Source organism: Chryseobacterium mulctrae, assembly GCF_006175945.1.
Lineage (GTDB): Bacteria > Bacteroidota > Bacteroidia > Flavobacteriales > Weeksellaceae > Chryseobacterium > Chryseobacterium mulctrae.
Genome location: NZ_VAJL01000001.1, coordinates 2,682,501 through 2,702,538, shown reverse-complemented (window position 1 = coordinate 2,702,538; position 20,038 = coordinate 2,682,501). Strand labels below are relative to the sequence as shown.

Genomic DNA, 20,038 nt, shown 5'->3' with positions numbered 1-20,038 from the left:
TTTTTCTTGGTTTTATCGTGTTTTCCTTCACTTTTAGGCATAAATACCCTTACCCAAAATGCTAGATTTTTGGCTTTTCAAAGTTTTGGCTCATCTCCAAAAACCAAAGGGGCGGACCGCGCAAATCGAACGTTGCAATCGTTACCAAATTCCCAACTTTGCAGCAACTACATTTCGGCTGAAAAGTTTTGGGTGGAAATTTTCCTTTGGGCTGAATGCCTAAATTCTGTTGCAGATTTTTTAGCTTCATTCGTTTCCATGTGCTGCTGAGAAAACCGTAATGGCGGATTTTCACAAATCTTTTCGGCAAAATATGCATCGCAAAACGGCGGATAAACTCCTCATGGCTCAAAACCATCTGCTTTTTGATGCCTTTTTGGCGGTAATCTTTGTACTCCAACGTTACATTTTCCGCATCAACTTTCCTGATTCTCTGGTTGCTGATCGCGATTTTGTGCGTATATCTTCCCAAATATTCCACCACAGATTTCGGGCTGCCAAAGGGTTTTTTAGCGAAAACTACCCAAGGTTTTTCCCAAAGTTTTTGTCTGAGTTTTTCATAAGTTTCTGCTTCATTTTTTCGGTTTTCAAATTGATTTTCATCATTTTCCGTCTGATTTTTATTACATTTTAATGATAACCGAACCTTCAGCTTCTCACAAAATTTAGCCCTGAAAACTTTGCTCAAAGCCTTTACAGGAAACAAAAAATTACCGTCGCTTCTGATGTTTTTCCAAACTCCGTTTTCATCCACGCCGCCACCCGGAACGATGCAGTGCAAATGCGGATGCAGACTCAGATTCTGTCCCCAAGTATGCAAAATAGCGATCATTCCCATTTTTAAACCTCGATTTTCACCAAAGGTTTGCAGCGTTTCCCAAGCCGATTCAAATAAAATATCATACAACATTTTCGGAGCATGAAGTGCGGTTTTGTTCAGCACTTCCGGAACGGTAAAAACCACGTGAAAATAAGGCACTGGAAGCAGTTCGGTTTCCCGGTTTTCAATCCATTTTTCGCGGTTTTTGCCCTGACATTTCGGGCAGTGCCGGTTTCGGCAGGAGTTGTAGCTGATGCTGATATTTCCGCATTCGTCACAAGCGTCAATATGACCGCCCAAAGCCGATGTACGGCACTTTTTTAACGCAAATAAAGTTCTTAATTGCCAGGAATTTAATCCTAAATTTTCTAGTTTTGAACCTAAAATATTCAACACATCTGCGACTTCGTATCGAGGTTGAGATTCAGGTTGAGCAGACTGTATTTTTGAGATTTCTAAACGTTGATTTTCATTAAATTTAAAGCTTGAATTTTGGCTTTTAACAAATTCAAAACCAACTACTTCGCTCTGCATTCCTCAAACAAAGTATCCAGTGGAGAGAAGAGTTTTTGGGTAGAAAGTTGGGCGATTTGAAGGTAAACGAGGGTCGTTTCGATGTTTTCGTGGCCGAGGAGATTTTTGATGCTCACAATGTTCATCCCATCCTCCAAAAGATGCGTCGCAAAACTGTGCCGAAGCGTATGAACACTCACTTCTTTCAATATTTTTGCCGTTTTTGAAGCCTGTTTCACCGCCCATTGTACGCCACGTTGCGAATATCTTGAATCGAATTCTCCACCTGCACGATTTGCTCGAGGTTCTCCAAAGAGAAAATCTTCCGGTTTTTCCGCTTCAATATATTTTTTCAAACCCCGAATCAAATGTTCCGACAAAGGCAAATAGCGGTCTTTTTTGCCTTTTCCCTGAACCACTTTCAGCTGTTTTCGGTAAAAATCCAAATCGCATAAACGGAGATTTCTGACCTCCAGACAGCGCAATCCGCAACCGTAAAGCAACCCGATTAAGATTTTATGTTTTAAAAGTTTACAGCATGACAACATCTGCCAAACCTCCTGTTTACTGAGCACAACAGGCAGTTTTTTCTCTTTTTTAATTTCCGGAAGACTTAGATAATCGTAGCTCAAACCTTCCGATTTCAACAGAAACCGAAGTCCGTAAACCGTGTGTTTAAAATACGATTGCGAGGGTGATCTTGATTTTTTCTGAAGGTAAAAAAGGTAATCGTGGATCTGCTCAGGATCCAATTCTGTCGGGATTTTCCCGAAATGCAGCGACACCGCCGCGACGTGTCTGGAGTAATTATTGAACGTGCTCTGACTGCGTCCCAACACCGAAACCGTACGTTCAAAACGGCTTAAAAGTTCTGTAAAACCAGGCACTTCGCGCTTTGCCTGATTGATGATTTTGTTTTCTCTGAGCTCGTCTAAACTCTTTTTTTTGTAGCCATTCTATTGATTTTTTAATTAACTTTACAAAGTAACTGATTTATGCGATTGGGAAAGCTACCGAAGGTTTAGTTCAACAGTGACTTTACAAAATTAATATGGTTGAATATGAAGTTATTTATCTGATGCAATATTGATCATTTTAGAAATATCGTCCGCCGTAAAGCTGCCTTTAACGTCTAAAAACACCATATCTTTTTTTGAATTTACGGTAATCAGCATATTATCGATCATCTCACCTTTTTGTTTTACTCTGATGTTTACATTATTACCATCGTGTTTGATGGTTGCCCAATCTTCGTAATTATTGTCTTTAAGATAATTGGCGTAATCTTTCAACATTTTTTCGCTTCCGTTGGCAACAGTCATCATTTTTATTTTTGAAACTTTCTTTACCATTGCAATTGCGGCGTCACTTTCTCCTTCTTCTCTCAAAGCTTTTTTGATATAAGGTTTCGCTAAAAACAAGGGCACATTGAAGCTGGCAAATTTTGCATCCTCGGAATCATATTTTGATTTTGAGAAAAAATCGATGTTTGGTTTGCTCGAAACAATACAAGACTGTAGTAAGAATAAAGAGCAACAAACGAGAAAAATGTTTTTTAAGATTTTCATGGCTAAAGGTTTTTAGTTGATTTGTTTTAAGCTTCCTCCCGAAACTTTATCAATTCGCGATTCTAAGTCAGGATTTCCTTTTAATCTTACAGAACCACCCGAAGAAGCGTTTACTTTTAATTTGTCTTTAACGTATAAAGAAAGACTTGCACCCGAAGTAGACTCGGCTTTAGCAGTATTGATCATTAATCCTTCAGCTTTACAAGAAGCTCCGCTGCTTACATCAAGAACTGCAGTTTTTGCGATTCCTTCTAAAGTAACACTAGATCCGCTGGAATTATTCAAAACTAAATTTTGTGTAATAAAATCCGCTTTAAGATTTGATCCTGAATTGATGTCTAAATTTACATTTTCGGTAATATTAAATTTCCCTTTTACAATAGAACCCGATGTAGCCTCAATATCCAGATTATTTTCTCTTACCATATTAATGGCAGTAAAAGTTGCTCCTGAAGAAGTTTTAATTACATTCATTTTTGGAGACGAAACATTAACCGTAAGGTTTTTAAATTTTAAATTCTTTACTCCTTTATTGTCAATATAAACCTTCAAAACTCCGTTTTCTACTTCTGTAATGACATATTTAAGTTTATCTGCATCTGCCAATACTTTTAGACTTGTAGCGTTTTCCTGTTTGTAATTAACATTAATTCCTACACTTACATCGATTTTTGAAAATTCGCCAACATTTCTGTTTTCGCCACTTAGATAAGAACTGGTGTCTTCTGCGGCAAAACTGTTTGTTAAAGAGATTTTTGAAGAAGTAACTTTTGTGTTGGTTGAATTAATAATTTTATTAACATCATCCATTTTCATTTTTCCGTTAAGAATGAAAACAACGTTCTCGTCTTTAGAATCAACATTGAAAATCAGGTTTTCAAGAATACCGTCTTTCGCATTTTCTGCCAAAAATTTCATCGAAACATCATCACTTTTCATAGACATCAACTCATTAAGTTTCAAACTATTCAAAAGCTTTGCAATTCTTTCGCTTTTTTCTTCATTCATTTTTATCTGTCCCAAATTCTCAGATTTTAAATGATCCGGAAATGTTATTTTAGAAAAAACCAAAAGTTTTAAGCCATCAACATCACGCATAATCGGTTTTATTTTCCCGATGTATTCATCGCTGATGTCGATACGGTCTAAAAGATCAAACATCGGCTTTTTAATATCTATAGAAGTTACTCCACCTTTATTTTCAAAAGATTGAAAAAATTGATCTAGTTTTTCTGTCTGCGCAGAATAATTTGCGAAACTTGTAAGAAAAATGGTTAGTATAAAAAATATCTTTTTCATGAGTTTAATTGAATTTTAATTGATTACAAGCCTGATCAGTTGCATAATCTTATCGTTAATAATCTAGTTGTCTACATTATCCATCACCTGAGTGTGCAAAGCCTGATTAACATTGGCCGCCATCACCTGAAATGAATATCTTGTTACGTTTATAGCTTCTTCCACATTTTCAATTCTTTTGCCGTTTACAATTACATAAGAATCTTTATAGCCGATAGAATCTTTAAAAGTTTTATTTTTTAAACCGGAATTATCTACATATCTCGGTTTAGATTCTTTTTTAATTCTGCTTTTTTTAGAGAGAATTTCATCCAGAACATCTTTTTCAGCAATTGAATTGTCTACAAAAATAGAATCTTGCTTTGGCCCTGAAACAGAATCAGTAATATGAACCGCGACCTGCGAATTAGGATTATGATTTTCGTTAATAAAATCATTTTTCTGCTTCTGAATTTCGTTTTCAACCAATTTTGCCTGATCTGCAACCTCTCCGTTTTGATTATCATTAAATAAAAAACCAACACTTAAAAGTATTATCGCACTTGCAGCCATCCAAAACCATTTCGGAAGCGAAGGTTTTTTACTTTGGATAGGAATTATTGGTGCTTCATCGGCTGAAATATCACTTCCTTCTGCTTTCTGAAGAAAATCTTCAAAATCCCAATTCATTTTTTCTTCCTTCAAACTTTGGAAGACTTCATTATATTTATCTTGAAATTTGTCGTTGCTCATAGCTCATCAATTGTGAGATTTGTTCTTTTACTTTTTGTCTTGCGCGCATCAGATTTACTCTTACTGCGTTTTCTTCCATTTCCAACATTTCGGAAATTTCCGACACTTCATACTCTTCTACATCTTTCAGGTGAATCACCGCTTTCTGTTTCTCCGGAAGCTGGTTGATAAACCCTATGATCTGCTCTTTCAGATTATTGACTTCCATACTGTAGAGCTCCGAACGATGAAGCTGCATATCTGCGAAACCTAACTTTACGTCGTGATGCTTCAATCGGTTGAGACATTCATTTCTTACAGATTTCAAAGCATAGGATTTAAAATTTCCAAACTGCTCCAGTTCATCTTTCTTCTGCCAGAATTTAATCATAAGATCCTGTACTACATCTTCGGCTTCATCGCTGCTCATGACAAACCTTTTTGCAAAACGGAACATCTCATCTCTGAGAATAAATACCGTATTCCTAAAAGTTTCTTGGGTCATAAGTTTCGTTTCTATAAATAAGACAATCTGAAATCAAAATATATTACACTAAAAATAAAAAAACTTCAAAAAAAATTGAAGTTTCTCATTATTATGGCTAATATTCATTAAAAATATGTTTCAAAATTGCTTTATCATCGTCTGTTAAAGGCAATTTTCTTCTTGCCATTACTTTTTCGGCAACTTCGTATGCTTTATCTAATTTAAATCGTTCATCATCTTTAAAACCACCCCACGAAAAATTTTCAATCAGATTCGGAGGAAAGCCTTCTTTAAAAATATTAGATGCGACTCCAATTACAGTTCCTGTATTCAATTGGGTATTGATTGCCGTTTTAGAATGATCTCCCATAATTAAACCCGCAAATTGCAAACCTGTATCCTGGAAGTCTTTTGTTCTGTAATTCCATAGTTTTACATTTCCGTAATTATTTTTCAGGTTGGAAGAATTCGTATCTGCTCCAAGATTACACCATTCACCAATCACAGAATTTCCAACAAATCCGTCGTGACCTTTGTTTGAATAACCAAAAATAATGATGTTACTCACTTCACCACCTACTTTAGAATGTGGACCAATCGTGGTTGCACCGTAAATTTTTGCACCTAAATTAAATTTAGAACCTTCACAAAGAGCAATCGGACCACGAAGATTACAACCTTCCATCACCTCAGCATTTTTTCCGATATAGATTTTTCCGGTTTTGGTATTGATGGTTGAAAATTCTATTTCTGCGCCTTCTTCAATAAACATATCTTCTTTATTTCCTAAAAATCCGTTGGTAGAAGATAATTCCTGAGAAGTTTTTCCCTTGGTCAGCAATTCAAAATCAAAATCGATTGCTTCTTTATTATATGTAAATAAATCGGTCGGCTTCTTAAAGAAAACAAGCTCTTCCTTAATGTCGGTCATTTTCTCAATCTGATTCAGAGAAAAACCTTCCATATTTATTTTTGCAGCAACCAATTCATCTTCATAAACCAAAGCTTCACCTTGCTTCAAATCTTTTATTTGCTGAATTACCGTTTCTGTTGGTAAAAAATTAGTTACCAAAAACAGGCTTTCTTTTTTTTCAGGCTCTCTGAATTTCTGCTGAAGATACATTTCTGTAAACCAAGAAACTTCGGTGGTCTCTAAGATCTTCTGCCATCTTTCGGAAAAAGTAAGGATTCCGCATCGCATTTCTGCGACAGGTCTTGTAAAAGTAAGCGGAAGAAAATCTTCCCAATATTGTGCATCTGAGAATACGAGTTGCATTTTTTTTAGATGTTAGATGTTAGATGTTAGATGTTAGATATCTAAAAGTTTGAAGTTTCCAAGATTTTAATATCTAATTTCTAATCAAAGCAAAAATACAAATAGTAAAGCTAATTTCTAAACTCTTACCTCTAATTTCTATTTTTTTAATCCATAAAAAAAGTCTCCCGAAAATCGGAAGACTTTAAATATTTTTAATATCAAAAAATTACTTAGCGAATTTTTTGTATTTGTTCATGAACTTGTCTACTCTACCTGCAGTATCAACTAATTTAGTTTTTCCTGTGTAGAAAGGGTGAGAAGTAGAAGAGATTTCCATTTTGATCAATGGGTACTCAGTTCCTTCAAACTCGATTGTGTCTTTTGTGTCTGCAGTTGACTTACAAAGAAATACCTCGTCGTTACTCATATCTTTGAAAACAACAAGTCTATAATTTTCTGGGTGAATTCCGTTTTTCATAATACAATTTTTTAAAAAATTAAAGTTTTGCTTTCGAAATAGTAATGGTATTTCTTCTGCTAAATTTTAGGTTGCAAAAATACAATAATTTTTATAATATACAAATACCTTGTCAACAATTTTTAAAAGATAAGAAAATTAAAGTATTTTCGTTAAATTTGAAACTTATATAAATTTTAATTTCTATGAAATCGCTTACACTGCATTTGATTACAAAAAACAATCATGACAAGCGATAGCATACGAACTTAAATAGAACAAAAAAATTTCTACCTATGAAATTCAAATCATTACTTTTTTTATCATTCTGGATATTACTTCTGGCGGTTTCTTGTAATAAGGATGAGATCACTTTTGATGCTCCATCTCAGGAACTGAGATTTTCAAGAGACACCGTATTTTGTGATACCGTTTATCATCAGGTACGCTCAGAAACCTATGTGGTAAAAGTATTTAACAATGAAGATAAAGATGTAATGATCCCAAGAATCAATCTTGAAAAAGGTGCTGCATCATTATATAAAATTAATGTAGACGGAAAAACGGGACACGATTTCCAAAATGTTCCTCTCAGAAAAAAAGACAGTCTTTATATTTTTGTAGAAATTGCACCTCAAGCGACAGGTCCTGAAGCGATTGCTGAAGACAGAGTTTTGTTTACAACCGGAGCAGGGCAACAGCATGTCACTTTATTTTCTGTTGTTCAGGATGCTGAATTTTATATTAAAACGCCTACTAATCCGAATGTAATTACTTCTGATGTAACATGGTCTAATAATAAAGCTAAAATTATTTATGGAGATCTGAAAGTTGATACCGGAGTTCATTTAAATGTACAGGCGGGAACAAAAATATATTTCCATAAAAACAGCGGAATGAAAATTTCACCCGGTGCAACGTTGAATATCAACGGAACTGCAGATAACCAGGTAATTATTCGTGGTGACAGAAATGATACGTATTACGATACCATCCCAAGAAACTGGAATTCTATAAAAATGGAAGCTGCTTCTGTTTTAAATATGAATCATACCAGACTTTTCGGTGGAACAAGAGGTTTGGAAATGACTGAAACCAATGCAACAATAAGCAACTCCTTCATTCATACATTTCAGGAATATGGTATTTATTCGGTAAGATCGAATATCAATGCAAAAAATCTGGTGATGAATAATTGTGGCGAATCTTGCGTTGGAATATTTAAAGGTGGAGTTTATGATTTTGTACATTCTACCATTGCTAATTATTCTGAAGTTTTAGGACAATTTACCCGCAACGGGATTTATGCCACTAATGAATTTAAAGAGGAAAACGGACAAACCGTACAAGGTTCTCTTCATATCAATATCAGAAACAGTATTGTTTATTCCGACCGTGATAATGCCGTAAGTTTCGCACAGACTCCTGGTCAGCTTTTCAATTTCACTATTCAAAACTGTTTACTCAAATATTCGGGAATAAGCGCAGCAGGATTTGATTTTACGAGTTCCAGCGTTACTCAAAGTATCAAAAATCAGGATCCTAGATTTATGAATTATTTTGCTGCTAAAATGAATTTAAGGGTAAAAGCAGATTCTCCCGCAAAAAATATAGGAGATGTAACGGTTGCCAATTCGGTTCCTACAGATATTGTAAATGTTTCAAGAACGACCAGTCCAACATTAGGAGCTTATCAGTAATATGAATGATGAATGATGAATGATGAATGATGAATGATGAATGAAATTAACTTGATTCTTTAAACTTTTAACTTGGCTCTTAAAAAAATGGAAATTACAAATCTGCAGCAACAGGTCGACGAATGGATAAAAACCATCGGTGTAAGATACTTTAATGAATTGACGAACATGGCAATGTTGGCCGAAGAAGTTGGCGAAGTGGCAAGAATTATCGCAAGAAGATATGGTGAACAAAGCGAAAAGGAAAGTGATAAAAATAAAGACTTGGGTGAAGAATTAGCAGATGTTTTGTTCGTCACATTATGTTTAGCCAACCAAACCGGAGTCAATTTACAAGAAGCTTTCGATAAAAAAATGAAAATAAAAACTGATCGCGACAAAGACCGCCATCAGAATAATGAGAAATTAAAATAATGCAGGAAGATGGATGATGCAAGCCGGAAGTTTAGTGAGATATTAGACTTCCAGCTTCCAACTTCCAGCTTCCAACTAAAGAAGATGAAGCTAGAAAAATCAAAATTAAACGGAAACAAAACCATACAAATCAGCGGTTCGAAAAGTATTTCGAATCGTTTGTTGATTTTAGAAAGTTTGTTTAAAAGCATAAAAATTGGGAATTTATCTAATTCTCAGGATACGCAATTATTAAAAAAAGCACTTTCAGAAAATAGCGAGATTGTTGACATTCATCATGCAGGAACAGCGATGCGTTTTTTAACGTCCTATTATTCTATCCAGGAAGGAAAAACGACCATTCTTACCGGTTCCGGAAGAATGAAAGAAAGACCAATTAAAAATCTGGTTACTGCTTTACAAAATCTCGGCGTTGAAATCGAATATCTTGAAAATGAAGGTTTTCCTCCTTTAAAAATCAATGGAAGAAAAATTACAGAGACAAAAGTTGACGTTCCGGCAAATATTTCAAGCCAGTTTATCACTTCCCTTCTGTTGATAGCCGGAAAACTGGAAAACGGTTTGGAAATAAATTTAATTGGTGAAGTTACTTCGAAATCTTATATTGAAATGACTTTGGATATTTTAACCAAATTCGGAATAAAAAACAGCTTTGTTGGAAACACCATTAAAGTCGAATCAACTATCAACCATCAACTACCAACCATCAATTATGAAGTGGAAAGTGATTGGAGTTCGGCTTCTTACTTCTACTCTTTTGCAGCTTTAGGAAGAAAAACTATTCACCTGAAAAGTTTTTACAAAGAATCTACTCAGGGCGATTCTGCGATTGCCAATATCTATGAAAAGTTTTTTGGAATTAAAACCACTTTCACGGAAGATGAGCACAAATTAACACTTCAGCCGATTGAAGATTTCATATTCCCGGAAAAAATTGTTTTAGATATGAATAATTGTCCGGATATTGCTCAGACTCTTTGTGTAACCGCTGCAACATTGAAAATCCCTTTTGAAATTTCAGGTTTGGGAACATTGAGAGTAAAAGAAACCGACCGACTTTTAGCTTTATACAATGAACTGAAAAAGCTGGGAACAGAAACTGAAATCACAGATTTAACCATCAAATTAATCAGCTTTAATGAAGCTGAAGACAATATTTCTATTAAAACCTATCAAGATCACAGAATGGCAATGAGCTTTGCGCCGTTTTGCCTGATTAAAGAATTGAATATTGAAGATGAGAATGTGGTGGAAAAATCTTACCCGATGTTTTGGGAAGATTTGAAAATTTTATTAGAAAAATAATTGAGCTTTCAAATGAATATTGAATCGACAAAGTTTTTCAAAATCAATAAAATTGCTAAAATATTTATCATGTTGGTTTTAGCTTTTTGTATTTTGATGAATATTGTTGATGCAATTCGATTATACGAAGTTGTAAATCTAAGATTTACCTTTCGGGTCATTCTTACTTTATCAATATTTATTCTTAGTTTGTATTATGAAAATTATTTCACAACAATTGTACTTTTAGTTTTTAATATACTATTTTGGGAGATAACAATTAATGAAAGAAAAGATTTATCTTGGTATGATAATCCTTTTAACCATTATGATGTCGTTTTACATGGTTTTGAAAATTTCTTTTCACCTTTGACTAAACTCTTTGATCTTATAATATTTTCACCATTATGTCTATTCAATAATTTATTAATCTGGACAATCATTATTCCTTTCAGAATTAAAAAATTTTATTTAAAAAAATTAAATGAAAAAGCTACTCACTATATTGTATTTCTTAATTCCTCTGACATTTTGGGCTCAATATCTTTTACCTAATGAAGAAGTTATTTATTCATTTGAAACCAAAAATGGCAAGAAAATGTCTTTGGTAAAAGATAAAACCAATAAATACATTCAATATCGCTTCGGAACTAAGGCCAAAGTTGAAATGGAATTTCCTGCCGACAGAACCAAAGAAAGCTGGAAAAAATTTCACTACAATTCTTATTGGCGAGGTGGCGGAATACAAAATGCAGGAATGGAGGTCGATAATTTATCATTTAAAAATAACGGATATGAATATTTGTTATTCAGAACGTATCATGCGGAAGGTGAAGATTATTCTGCCGGAATTATTATTACAGACAGCAAAGGAAAAGAAATACGCATCAATGGAAATTATAAGACAGTAAAAGGCTGCATCTGTAATTTGGAAGAAACCGGAATGATTCAGAAAGAAGATATTGGTTTAAACTTTTAATGATTAATGAAAAAAATCTGTTCTTTTTTTATCTTTCTACTCTTTACAATTTTTAGCTCGCAGGAATTGAAAAATTTTGTAATCCCAAAAGGTTATACTAAAATTGTAGAAACAAAAGGAGATCTGGATAAAGATGGAAAAGATGAAACAGTAATTGTTTTTAATTCAGATAAAATAAATAATGAAGATTTTAACAGAGGTTTTCAAAGAGAAATTTTTATTCTAAAAAACAATAACGGACAACTGAAAATCTGGAAGAAAAATTCAACTGCAATATTAGGATCAAAAACAGGTTTTTCACCAGAATATAATACTTTACCTGAAATCAACATAAAAAATGGAGCAATAGTCATTTTGCAATCCTATAATACAAATTCTAGACATACATTAACTTTTAAACATACCTTCAGATTTCAGAATAATGATTTCTATTTAATTGGTTCTGTAAACGAATTTGATGACACCTGCGAATTCAATTTCTCAGATGAAATTAATTTCTCTACAGGTAAAGCAATCAAAGAAAAAAAATATTATCCATGTTTTGAAGACAGCAAAGAACCTGTAGAAAAAGATTACTATAAAGAATTTAATTATAAGTTGAAAACACCTGTAAAAATGAATAATTTTGAACCGGGAAAAAATTCATTTAAAGTCCCAAATTCAAATCAATATTTTACTTATTAAATAATGTCAAAAACAATTATCATTACAGGAACTTCCTCAGGAATTGGTTTCGTATTAGCAGAATATTTCGGAAAAAAAGGTCATCACGTTTATGGTTTAAGCAGAAAACATACCGAAAGTCAGTATTTTAAATCAATTCCGACTGATATTACTGATAACGACGCTGTTCAGAACGCCATTGCTGAAGTTTTAAAAACAGAAACCAGAATTGATGTTTTAATTAACAATGCAGGAATGGGAATGGTAGGTTCTGTGGAAGATTCTACAAAAGAAGATATTTTAAAATTATTTAATCTGAATCTTGTCGGTTCAGTTCAGATGATGACCGCTGTAATGCCAAAAATGAGGGAAAATAAATTCGGAAAAATCATCAATGTTTCCAGTATAGGAAGTGAGATGGGACTGCCTTTCCGCGGATTTTATTCTGCCTCAAAATCTGCTCTAGACAAAGTTACCGAAGCAATGAGATACGAAGTTTATCCTTGGAATATTGATGTTTGCTCGCTTCATTTGGGTGATATTAAAACCAATATTGCAGAAAACCGTGTAAAAACAAAAGTTTCTGAACCTTATAAAAATGTATTCGATAAAGTGTACGCTTTGATGAATTCTCATGTTGGCGACGGAACCGAACCTTTGGAAGTTGCAGAATATATCGATCAGCTTTTAAATAAAAATAAGTGGAAAGCTCATTATTATTTTGGTAAATTCGGGCAGAAAATCGGAGTTCCTTTAAAATGGATTCTTCCACAGGGAACTTATGAGCATTTGATGAAGAAATACAATAAACTGGCTTAGATTCAGTTATTAAAGGAAATTTATTATAAAAAAGATTTGAACCATTAAGAAGACTTAAGAAGTTAAGTTTAATTAAGATCATCATTCTGATTTTTAAGCTTACAGCGAAGCTTGTCTTAATATTCTTAACAACTTAATAAACCTTAATGGTTTAAATAAATTGAATTGAAATTATTTTTAAACATATTTTTTATTCTGTTTTGCGTTTTTGTACAAGCGCAAAAGAAGCATTATTTTTTAATTGACACCGAGACGAAGGTTAAGAAAAAAGTAAAAGATTCACTTTCTGCAGTAAAATTTCTCGATTCTTTAGCTCAAAACAATTACTTTTTCACCGAGCTAAAAGATGTAAAAATAAAAGGTGACAGCACAGAAATTTTCTACGACAAAGGCAAAAATTTCAACCAGACCTACGTTAATTTATCAGATTCTATTGTTGACCGTTTCAAACTTGAAAAAGAATTTTTCACTAAGAATTTAGATTCAGTTAAAAAAAATATCAACAAAAAATATATTGATGACGGGTTTGCTTTTAGCAGAATCAAGTCTCAGTTTAAAGGACAGAAAAAAGGTATTCCTGTTGTAGAACTCGATATTAATAAAAATAATAAAAGAACCATCGATGGTTTTGTAGCAAAAGGTTATACCCGAGTTCCTAAAAGATTTATAAAAAATCTTGAGAAAGAATTTAAAGGAAAAACTTACGACGACAAAAACCTGATTGCCATCAATAAAAATTTCCAAAGCCATCCTTTTATCACTTTGGAACGGCAACCACAAACGCTTTTCACAAAAGACTCTACACAGATTTATTTGTTTATGGAAAAGAAAAAAACCAATACTTTTGATGGAGTTATCGGTTTTGGAAATGATAAAACCGATAAATTTACGCTGAACGGAACTCTGAATGTGAATTTTAAAAACATGTTTAATGGTTTTGAAGCCGTCAATCTTTATTGGCAGAGAAACCCCGACAAAGGCCAGACTTTTGATCTGCAAACTGATATTCCGTATCTATTTAACTCTAATGTAGGTTTGAATATGAAAGTGAATATCTTCAGACAAGATTCTACTTTTGCCAATGTAAAAGCGTTACCTGCGTTTTATTATCATCTCAACAGCCGACAAAAAATCGGACTTCGAGGAACTTTTGAATCATCAGCAATTCTCGACAGTCTTTATATTCAGGGGAAAGATTACAACAAAAAAGGGATCGGTATTTTCTTTGACATGACCGAACCTACCGATATTGATCTTTTCCTTTACAAGTCTAAATTAAATGTAGGATACGATTTCTTAGCAACCAATTATACGGGTGAAAATATAAAAGCCAACCAAAATCAGTTTTACTTTTTTGGCGAATATAATTATCATATCAACGGAAATCACTTTCTCAACATCAAAGGGGAAGGTGCGATGATGGATTCTAAAATCGATTTCTCAGCCAACGAATTGTACCGTTTTGGTGGCTGGAATTCTCTCAGGGGTTTTAATGAAAACTCTCTCGCCGCAGATTTTTATTATTATGGAGGATTAGAATATCGGTATCTCATCGGAAATCAGGCATTTTTTGATGTCTTCGGACAATACGGACAACTTAATAACAAATCTCTCAATGTAAAGCCTAAATTGTATAGTGTTGGTCTTGGTTTTAATTTCTTTATTCCAATAGGTTTGATGAGTTTCCAGCTTTCTAATGGTAACGAATTTGGGAATCCTTTTAAGTTTAATGATATAAAAATTCACTGGGGAATCTTAAGTAGATTTTAATGAAATTTTAATTATCTTCTTTAATTCATAAAAAAATTCACATTCATATTATCATTATGTTAAATTTTAACACTATTTTTACCAAAATAATATTTCAATATTAATAAATAATTTAAAAACAGGTAATACTGTTCGTCTAAATTTGGTATCAGAAATATTTTTTTTAAAAAAACTAATTCTACACACCATATCTCAAATATATACTGAAAAAACTCAATGTAAAAAACTATTGAAATTCAGGAAAAAGAGACATGAAACCACTTACTCTACTACAGTACAATTACGATGTCAATCTCAAACAAAATAAGATTGTAATGACCAATCTTAAAGATACTTCGGTGCCTTTAATTATTTATGATAAAAATAAATTTAATACAAAAAATTATTATTCCTCCTATGAGCTTAATTCAAATGATGAGATTTCGCATTTGGTAGATATAGAGTCATACAGCTATGAGGTAATAGGACCAAACGGTTTTGTAAGAAAATTTAAAGGCACAAAAAATCCCGAGCTTGAAGTAACTTTATTTTGCAATCTCTATAAAAATGAAGTAGATATCACATTGACAAATATATCCACAAATACTCTACATATTAGTTTAGACAATCAGTATGATGAAAACAAAAAAAACATCTCACTTCATGTTTCTGAAGAAAAAATAAATATAAATTTAGATAAAACAAGAGGGTGGTACGATATTAAAATAAAATCTAACAATAATAGTTGGCATTTTGCTGGAAGAATAGAATCTGCGAAACCTATTACAAATCTTAATTAATCTAAGATTAATTAAGAAAACAAAAAATCTTATACGTTTCTGTGTAAGATTTTTTTGTTGATTCTGGTCATAAATTCGTATGCTCTTTATTAATAATTATGCAAAATGATATTTTAACGAATATTAAAATATCATAAACGAATATTTAACAATAAAATTATATCATTAAGTATATCATATTATAATGATTTTTATTAACTTCACAATGCAAAAAACTAATACCATGAAAAAAACAACAATTACTTTAGCTATGTCTTTAGCTACATTTACCCTTTCCTCAAATCTTCAGGCACAGGACATAAACAAAGACACTCACACCATAACTATTTCTGTTCCTGAAGTTGCACTAGTTGATATAGAGCCTGCTGCCACCAAAAATATTATTTTGGGCTTCACTGCACCTATAGAAGCAGGGAATCCAATAACTCCAAGCACGGCAAACAGTACACTTTGGTTAAATTATTCTTCCATTAAATCGGTTGCAGATCCAACCCGTACTGTATCTGTAAGTGTAAATGCTCTTATTCCTGGAATTGATATCCACGTAACTGCCGCCGCAGCTACAGGTTTTGGAGGAGGATTGGTAGGAGACCCAGCTGCTCAGTTGACATTGAGTGCAACAGATCAAACCATTATTTCAGGAATTGGAAGTGCATATACAGGTAACGGAGTCAATAACGGTCATAATCTGACTTATGCTCTGGCTGCAGGAAGTGGTCCTGGTGGTGTTGCAGTTTATTCAGAATTACAGGCAATGGCAAATACGACAGCTACAGTTACTTACACTATTTCGGATAATTAATCTGTTCGACTTCATCTTTTAAAGGCAAGAAGAAATCGATTTTTCTTTTTCTTCTTGGTCTTATTTCATTAATGTTTTATACACCAAACTTTACATAAATATGATAAAGCGCATTCTCCTATTGCTAATTTTCTTTCTACAATTCTGTTTTATGAAAGCAGGAATTGTTGTTATCAATGGTCTTTCACACACATATCAGGTAGAAAATGGAAAAGTTTACAAAGGAAAAATAGAAATAGAAAATACCGGCAATCAACTACAAAGTGTAAAGCTGTTTCTTCACGATTACAGTTATAAATCTGACGGTACTATCAATTATTCCACTCCTCATACCAACAGTAAAACCAATACAGATTGGATTACAATGAATACCAATCTTGTTACTCTTAAAGCCAAACAAAAAACAGAAGTTTACTATGAAATAACCGTTCCCAACAATATTTCTGAGCCAGGAAGTTATTGGAGCGTAATTATGGTAGAACCTGTAGAAGAAATAAAGCCAAATGATAGTAAGCAAGGTGTAAATATTACCTCAATTATCCGCTATGCAATTCAGATAATTACAGATTTTGATTCAGAAAAAGCAAAACCCGATTTGAAATTTGAGGATGTGAAAATTGAAAAAAAAGAAGGAAAACAAATCTTAAAAGTTGCTATTGCCAACAAAGGAAATCTTTATTGTAAACCAACCGCCAATATCGAAATTTACAACAAAAAGACAGGAGAAAAACTCGGAAACTTCTCAAGCCAGGCATCGGGATTATTACCCCAAACTTCAAAATATTTCCATATTGATATCAGCAAGATGCCTCCCGAAAAATACAATGCTGTACTGATTGCCACAGACGAAGAAGAAAATGCATTCGCCCTAAATGTAGAACTAGAAGTAAAGAATGATTAAAAAATGGATAATTTATTTTACTCTATTATTCCCAGCATTTATTTTTTCTCAAAAAAAAGATAGTTTGAAACCGGGGACAACTACTTCTATTTCCTTCACCATAGAAAATAAAAATTCCTTAGCAAAAACTTACAATCTAAAAGCAGAAACTTCTAACAATTTCATTATTCCTATTTTAAAAAACGGAGAAATAACCATCTCACCGAATGAAATTAAAACTTATATTGTGCCTTTACAAGTCGCAACAGAAACTCCGCAAGGAAAATATTCTGTTTTACTGCAAGGAACTGAAATTACAACAGGCGAAAATATTATTGAAACGGCTGAATTATTAGTTTCAGGAAACAGAAAACTTTCTCTTACTCTTTTAGATTCCTCGGAATTTGTGAAAGCAGGAGAGACTATACAATCTACTTTTTTATTAAAAAATTATGGAAACGTTTCTGAAAATTTAATTTTAGAAAGCAAAAATGCCATCATTGATCTGGGCGCAACTTTAATTTTGGCTCCCAGCGAAAGTAAAAAAATTACAGTAAGTAAAAGAACTCCATCAGATTTAGGGAAAAATGAATATCAGAATTTAAACCTTTCAGTTTTTTCAAAAGATAATCCTCAGGAAAATCAAACGGCCTATTCAAGTGTAAAAATCATTTCTGTAAAACCCGTTGAGGAGGATATTTTCCACAGATTTCCGGTTTCGGCTTCTGTTTCTATGATTGGCATGCAAAATCGGGGGCGCTATGATAAGGGTTTCCAGGGCGAATTGTATGGAAAAGGAAGTTTAGATGACGAAAATAAAAATCTTTTAGAATTTCATGCAGTCACCAAAAATCCAGTAGAATTTAATTCTTTCACCCAATATGAAGAATATTTTGTGAATTATAAACGAGAAAATTTCTGGGTTCATTTGGGCGACAAAAATTATTTTGCCTCTTTTTTAACTGAATATGCAAGATATGGTCGAGGTACAGAAATCCGTTTCGACCTAAAAAAAATAAGCTTTGGTGGGTTTTATAATCATCCACGATTTTTCAGAGATATTAAAGATGAATTTAATATGTATTCAAAATTAAAAATTGGGAAACAATCTGAAATTACAGCAGGATATTTATATAAAGTTCCGAGAACAGAAAGTACAGATATAACCTTTTCGAATATGAGATTAGATTCAGATGCGCATTTGCCTTATGTCACAGGAAAATTTAATATAAATAAAAATCTTGAAATTTCAGGAGAAACATCGTACAGCAAAACAACAAAAACAGACGGCACTGCTTTTATGATTCAAACTATTGTTAATTATGAAAGAGTAAAAGGAAATGTAATGTATATGAGAGCGAGCCCGGAATATGCAGGATATTTTAATAACACCAGTAATATCAATATTAATCTTCAGTATCAATTATCAAAACAAATTCATTTTATAGCAAATTATGTACAGGATGCTAAAAACTTTCAGCGTGACACTTTATTTCTTGCGGCTCCTTATCGCAAATATTTGCAGTATGGAATTCAATATAAATATACTAAAAACGGAAATATAATATTTTACGGAGGCACCCAAAGATATGAAGACCGATTAATGCCCAAAGAATTTGATTATAACGACCGTTTTTTTAAACTTTCTGTTAACCAGCAAATCGGAATTTTTCAGGTGAATGTTGAAGGACAATTGGGAAAAACAGAAAATTATCTGACCGGAGTTTCGGGAAATTCAAGTTTTTATACTGCAAACATAAGCTTCGATAAATTTAAAACTTCATTTAATATCTATGGAAGTTATGCACTTACTTCCCGTTATCAATTACAGAATCAACAGCAATTTTATTTTGGAGCAAGAATTTTAAACCGGTTTTCAGATAAAACACAGTTCAGTCTTTTTTATCAGAACAATTATATGCCTGAAGATTATTATACTGACAGAAATCTTTTTGAACTCCTTTTTCAGCAGCAAATTTTTTCTAAACATGAGATTGGCGTTTCAGCGAGATATAATTTACAGCGTGGAGAATTGGGGAATAAAGATTTTATTTTTTCGCTGCGTTATACTTTAAAAATGAATATTCCGACTCAGAAAATTGCAGAATACACAACTTTATCCGGAAACATAAAAAATTTAGGCGTAAAAAAGGTTGACGGAATTCGACTGATTATGGGAAATCATCTTTCGATAACAGACAAAAATGGAAATTATCTATTCAGAAATGTTTCTCCAGGTGATTATGTTTTGGAAATTGACAGATCAACAACAGACATCAATGATATTTCCGATCAAAATGTTCCTGCCTCTTTAGTTTTAATTGATAAAGAAAATATTTTCAACTTCGCATTGACAAGTGCAGCAAAGATTCAGGGAAAAATTGATTATAAGGAACATGAAAATACATTGAGCTTCGCCCAGCTTTCAACCAAAAAAAAGAAAAACGAAAATGTAATTGTTGAAGTGAGTAACGGTAGCCAGACATTTAGAAAAATAGCTCTATTGGGAGACTCTTTTGATTTCACTTATCTGCGTCCCGGAGATTGGAAGGTGAAAGTTTACAGAAACGGTTTAGACAAAAGATATAAAATACCAATTGATCATTTTGAATTTAATCTACAATCTGCCGAAACAAAAAATATAACGATTAATATCATCAAGCAGTCATCCGAAATAAAATATCAGCAGGAAACCATTAAAGTAAGTTATAACCAAAACAAAAAACAAAAATGAGTTACTTCAAATTAGTTTTCTTGATCTGTTTTACCATCTCTTCTCATCTGTTTTCACAACTTTCAGGAAACAGTACTTTGAGCGTAAATTTACCCGTTGTT

General features: G+C 32.9%; 20 protein-coding genes (1 of these 20 running past the window's edge). 12 read left to right on the top strand and 8 right to left on the bottom strand.

All coding sequences use genetic code 11. The features are described 5' to 3' along the window. Positions 1–61: 61 nt before the first annotated feature. The 8 genes from FDY99_RS12395 to FDY99_RS12360 all read right to left on the bottom strand — a co-directional run bounded on the left by FDY99_RS12395 (position 62) and on the right by FDY99_RS12360 (position 7,134). On the bottom strand, positions 62–1,354 hold the full coding sequence (locus tag FDY99_RS12395; protein ID WP_228423886.1) for an IS91 family transposase: 1,293 nt from the start codon (positions 1,352–1,354) through the stop codon (positions 62–64). Further along, complete coding sequence (locus FDY99_RS12390) at positions 1,339–2,220, bottom strand: tyrosine-type recombinase/integrase (RefSeq protein ID WP_228448715.1); 882 nt, start codon at positions 2,218–2,220, stop codon at positions 1,339–1,341. Before FDY99_RS12390 ends, FDY99_RS12395 begins: the two co-directional genes overlap by 16 nt. Before the next feature lie 180 nt (positions 2,221–2,400). Continuing rightward, positions 2,401–2,901, bottom strand: a complete 501-nt coding sequence (locus FDY99_RS12385; protein WP_139421857.1) for a DUF4252 domain-containing protein — start codon at positions 2,899–2,901, stop codon at positions 2,401–2,403. Positions 2,902–2,913: 12 nt separating this feature from the next. Next, complete coding sequence (locus tag FDY99_RS12380) at positions 2,914–4,200, bottom strand: DUF4252 domain-containing protein (RefSeq protein ID WP_139421855.1); 1,287 nt, start codon at positions 4,198–4,200, stop codon at positions 2,914–2,916. Between the two features lie 63 nt (positions 4,201–4,263). Then, complete coding sequence (locus tag FDY99_RS12375) at positions 4,264–4,932, bottom strand: hypothetical protein (RefSeq protein ID WP_228448790.1); 669 nt, start codon at positions 4,930–4,932, stop codon at positions 4,264–4,266. Next, positions 4,907–5,416, bottom strand: coding sequence for an RNA polymerase sigma factor (locus FDY99_RS12370; RefSeq protein ID WP_139421853.1), 510 nt, complete (start codon positions 5,414–5,416; stop codon positions 4,907–4,909). The genes FDY99_RS12375 and FDY99_RS12370 overlap by 26 nt, the downstream gene beginning before the upstream one ends. Before the next feature lie 97 nt (positions 5,417–5,513). Continuing rightward, on the bottom strand, positions 5,514–6,674 hold the full coding sequence (locus FDY99_RS12365; RefSeq protein WP_139421851.1) for a GlmU family protein: 1,161 nt from the start codon (positions 6,672–6,674) through the stop codon (positions 5,514–5,516). A 208-nt stretch (positions 6,675–6,882) separates the two neighbouring features. Then, complete coding sequence (locus FDY99_RS12360) at positions 6,883–7,134, bottom strand: type B 50S ribosomal protein L31 (RefSeq protein ID WP_034678914.1); 252 nt, start codon at positions 7,132–7,134, stop codon at positions 6,883–6,885. Between the two features lie 275 nt (positions 7,135–7,409). On the opposite strand from FDY99_RS12360, the gene FDY99_RS12355 reads away from it, so the two are divergent. The 12 genes from FDY99_RS12355 to FDY99_RS12300 all read left to right on the top strand — a co-directional run. After that, positions 7,410–8,813 carry a hypothetical protein gene (locus FDY99_RS12355; RefSeq protein ID WP_139421849.1) on the top strand — a complete coding sequence of 468 codons (1,404 nt, stop codon included), beginning with the start codon at positions 7,410–7,412 and terminating at the stop codon, positions 8,811–8,813. Between the two features lie 87 nt (positions 8,814–8,900). Continuing rightward, the gene (locus FDY99_RS12350) at positions 8,901–9,227 is read left to right on the top strand and encodes a nucleotide pyrophosphohydrolase (RefSeq protein WP_139421847.1); all 327 of its coding nucleotides are present in this window, start codon (positions 8,901–8,903) and stop codon (positions 9,225–9,227) included. A gap of 84 nt (positions 9,228–9,311) precedes the next feature. Continuing rightward, a complete protein-coding gene (locus tag FDY99_RS12345; protein ID WP_139423810.1) occupies positions 9,312–10,532 on the top strand; it encodes a 3-phosphoshikimate 1-carboxyvinyltransferase in 1,221 nt (406 codons plus the stop codon). A 463-nt stretch (positions 10,533–10,995) separates the two neighbouring features. Continuing rightward, entirely contained in the window at positions 10,996–11,490 is a 495-nt protein-coding gene (locus FDY99_RS12340) for a hypothetical protein (protein ID WP_139421846.1), read from the top strand. Between the two features lie 6 nt (positions 11,491–11,496). Beyond that, positions 11,497–12,174: a hypothetical protein gene (locus FDY99_RS12335; RefSeq protein ID WP_139421844.1), complete on the top strand. Its 678-nt coding sequence runs from the start codon at positions 11,497–11,499 to the stop codon at positions 12,172–12,174. A gap of 3 nt (positions 12,175–12,177) precedes the next feature. Then, on the top strand, positions 12,178–12,972 hold the full coding sequence (locus tag FDY99_RS12330; RefSeq protein ID WP_139421842.1) for an SDR family oxidoreductase: 795 nt from the start codon (positions 12,178–12,180) through the stop codon (positions 12,970–12,972). Positions 12,973–13,137: 165 nt separating this feature from the next. Further along, the gene (locus FDY99_RS12325; protein ID WP_228448789.1) at positions 13,138–14,742 is read left to right on the top strand and encodes a BamA/TamA family outer membrane protein; all 1,605 of its coding nucleotides are present in this window, start codon (positions 13,138–13,140) and stop codon (positions 14,740–14,742) included. 251 nt (positions 14,743–14,993) lie between these two features. Further along, entirely contained in the window at positions 14,994–15,521 is a 528-nt protein-coding gene (locus tag FDY99_RS12320; protein WP_139421838.1) for a phospholipase domain-containing protein, read from the top strand. A gap of 223 nt (positions 15,522–15,744) precedes the next feature. After that, on the top strand, positions 15,745–16,323 hold the full coding sequence (locus FDY99_RS12315) for a hypothetical protein (RefSeq protein ID WP_139421836.1): 579 nt from the start codon (positions 15,745–15,747) through the stop codon (positions 16,321–16,323). 151 nt (positions 16,324–16,474) lie between these two features. Further along, positions 16,475–17,224, top strand: a complete 750-nt coding sequence (locus FDY99_RS12310; protein WP_228448788.1) for a WxL protein host-binding domain-containing protein — start codon at positions 16,475–16,477, stop codon at positions 17,222–17,224. Positions 17,225–17,288: 64 nt separating this feature from the next. Further along, on the top strand, positions 17,289–19,937 hold the full coding sequence (locus FDY99_RS12305) for a COG1470 family protein (protein ID WP_228448787.1): 2,649 nt from the start codon (positions 17,289–17,291) through the stop codon (positions 19,935–19,937). Continuing rightward, on the top strand, positions 19,934–20,038 hold the start of the coding sequence (locus FDY99_RS12300; RefSeq protein ID WP_139421830.1) for a hypothetical protein. Its footprint extends 426 nt past the window's final position; only the first 105 of its 531 coding nucleotides appear in the window; its start codon is at positions 19,934–19,936; the stop codon falls past the right edge of the window. Before FDY99_RS12305 ends, FDY99_RS12300 begins: the two co-directional genes overlap by 4 nt.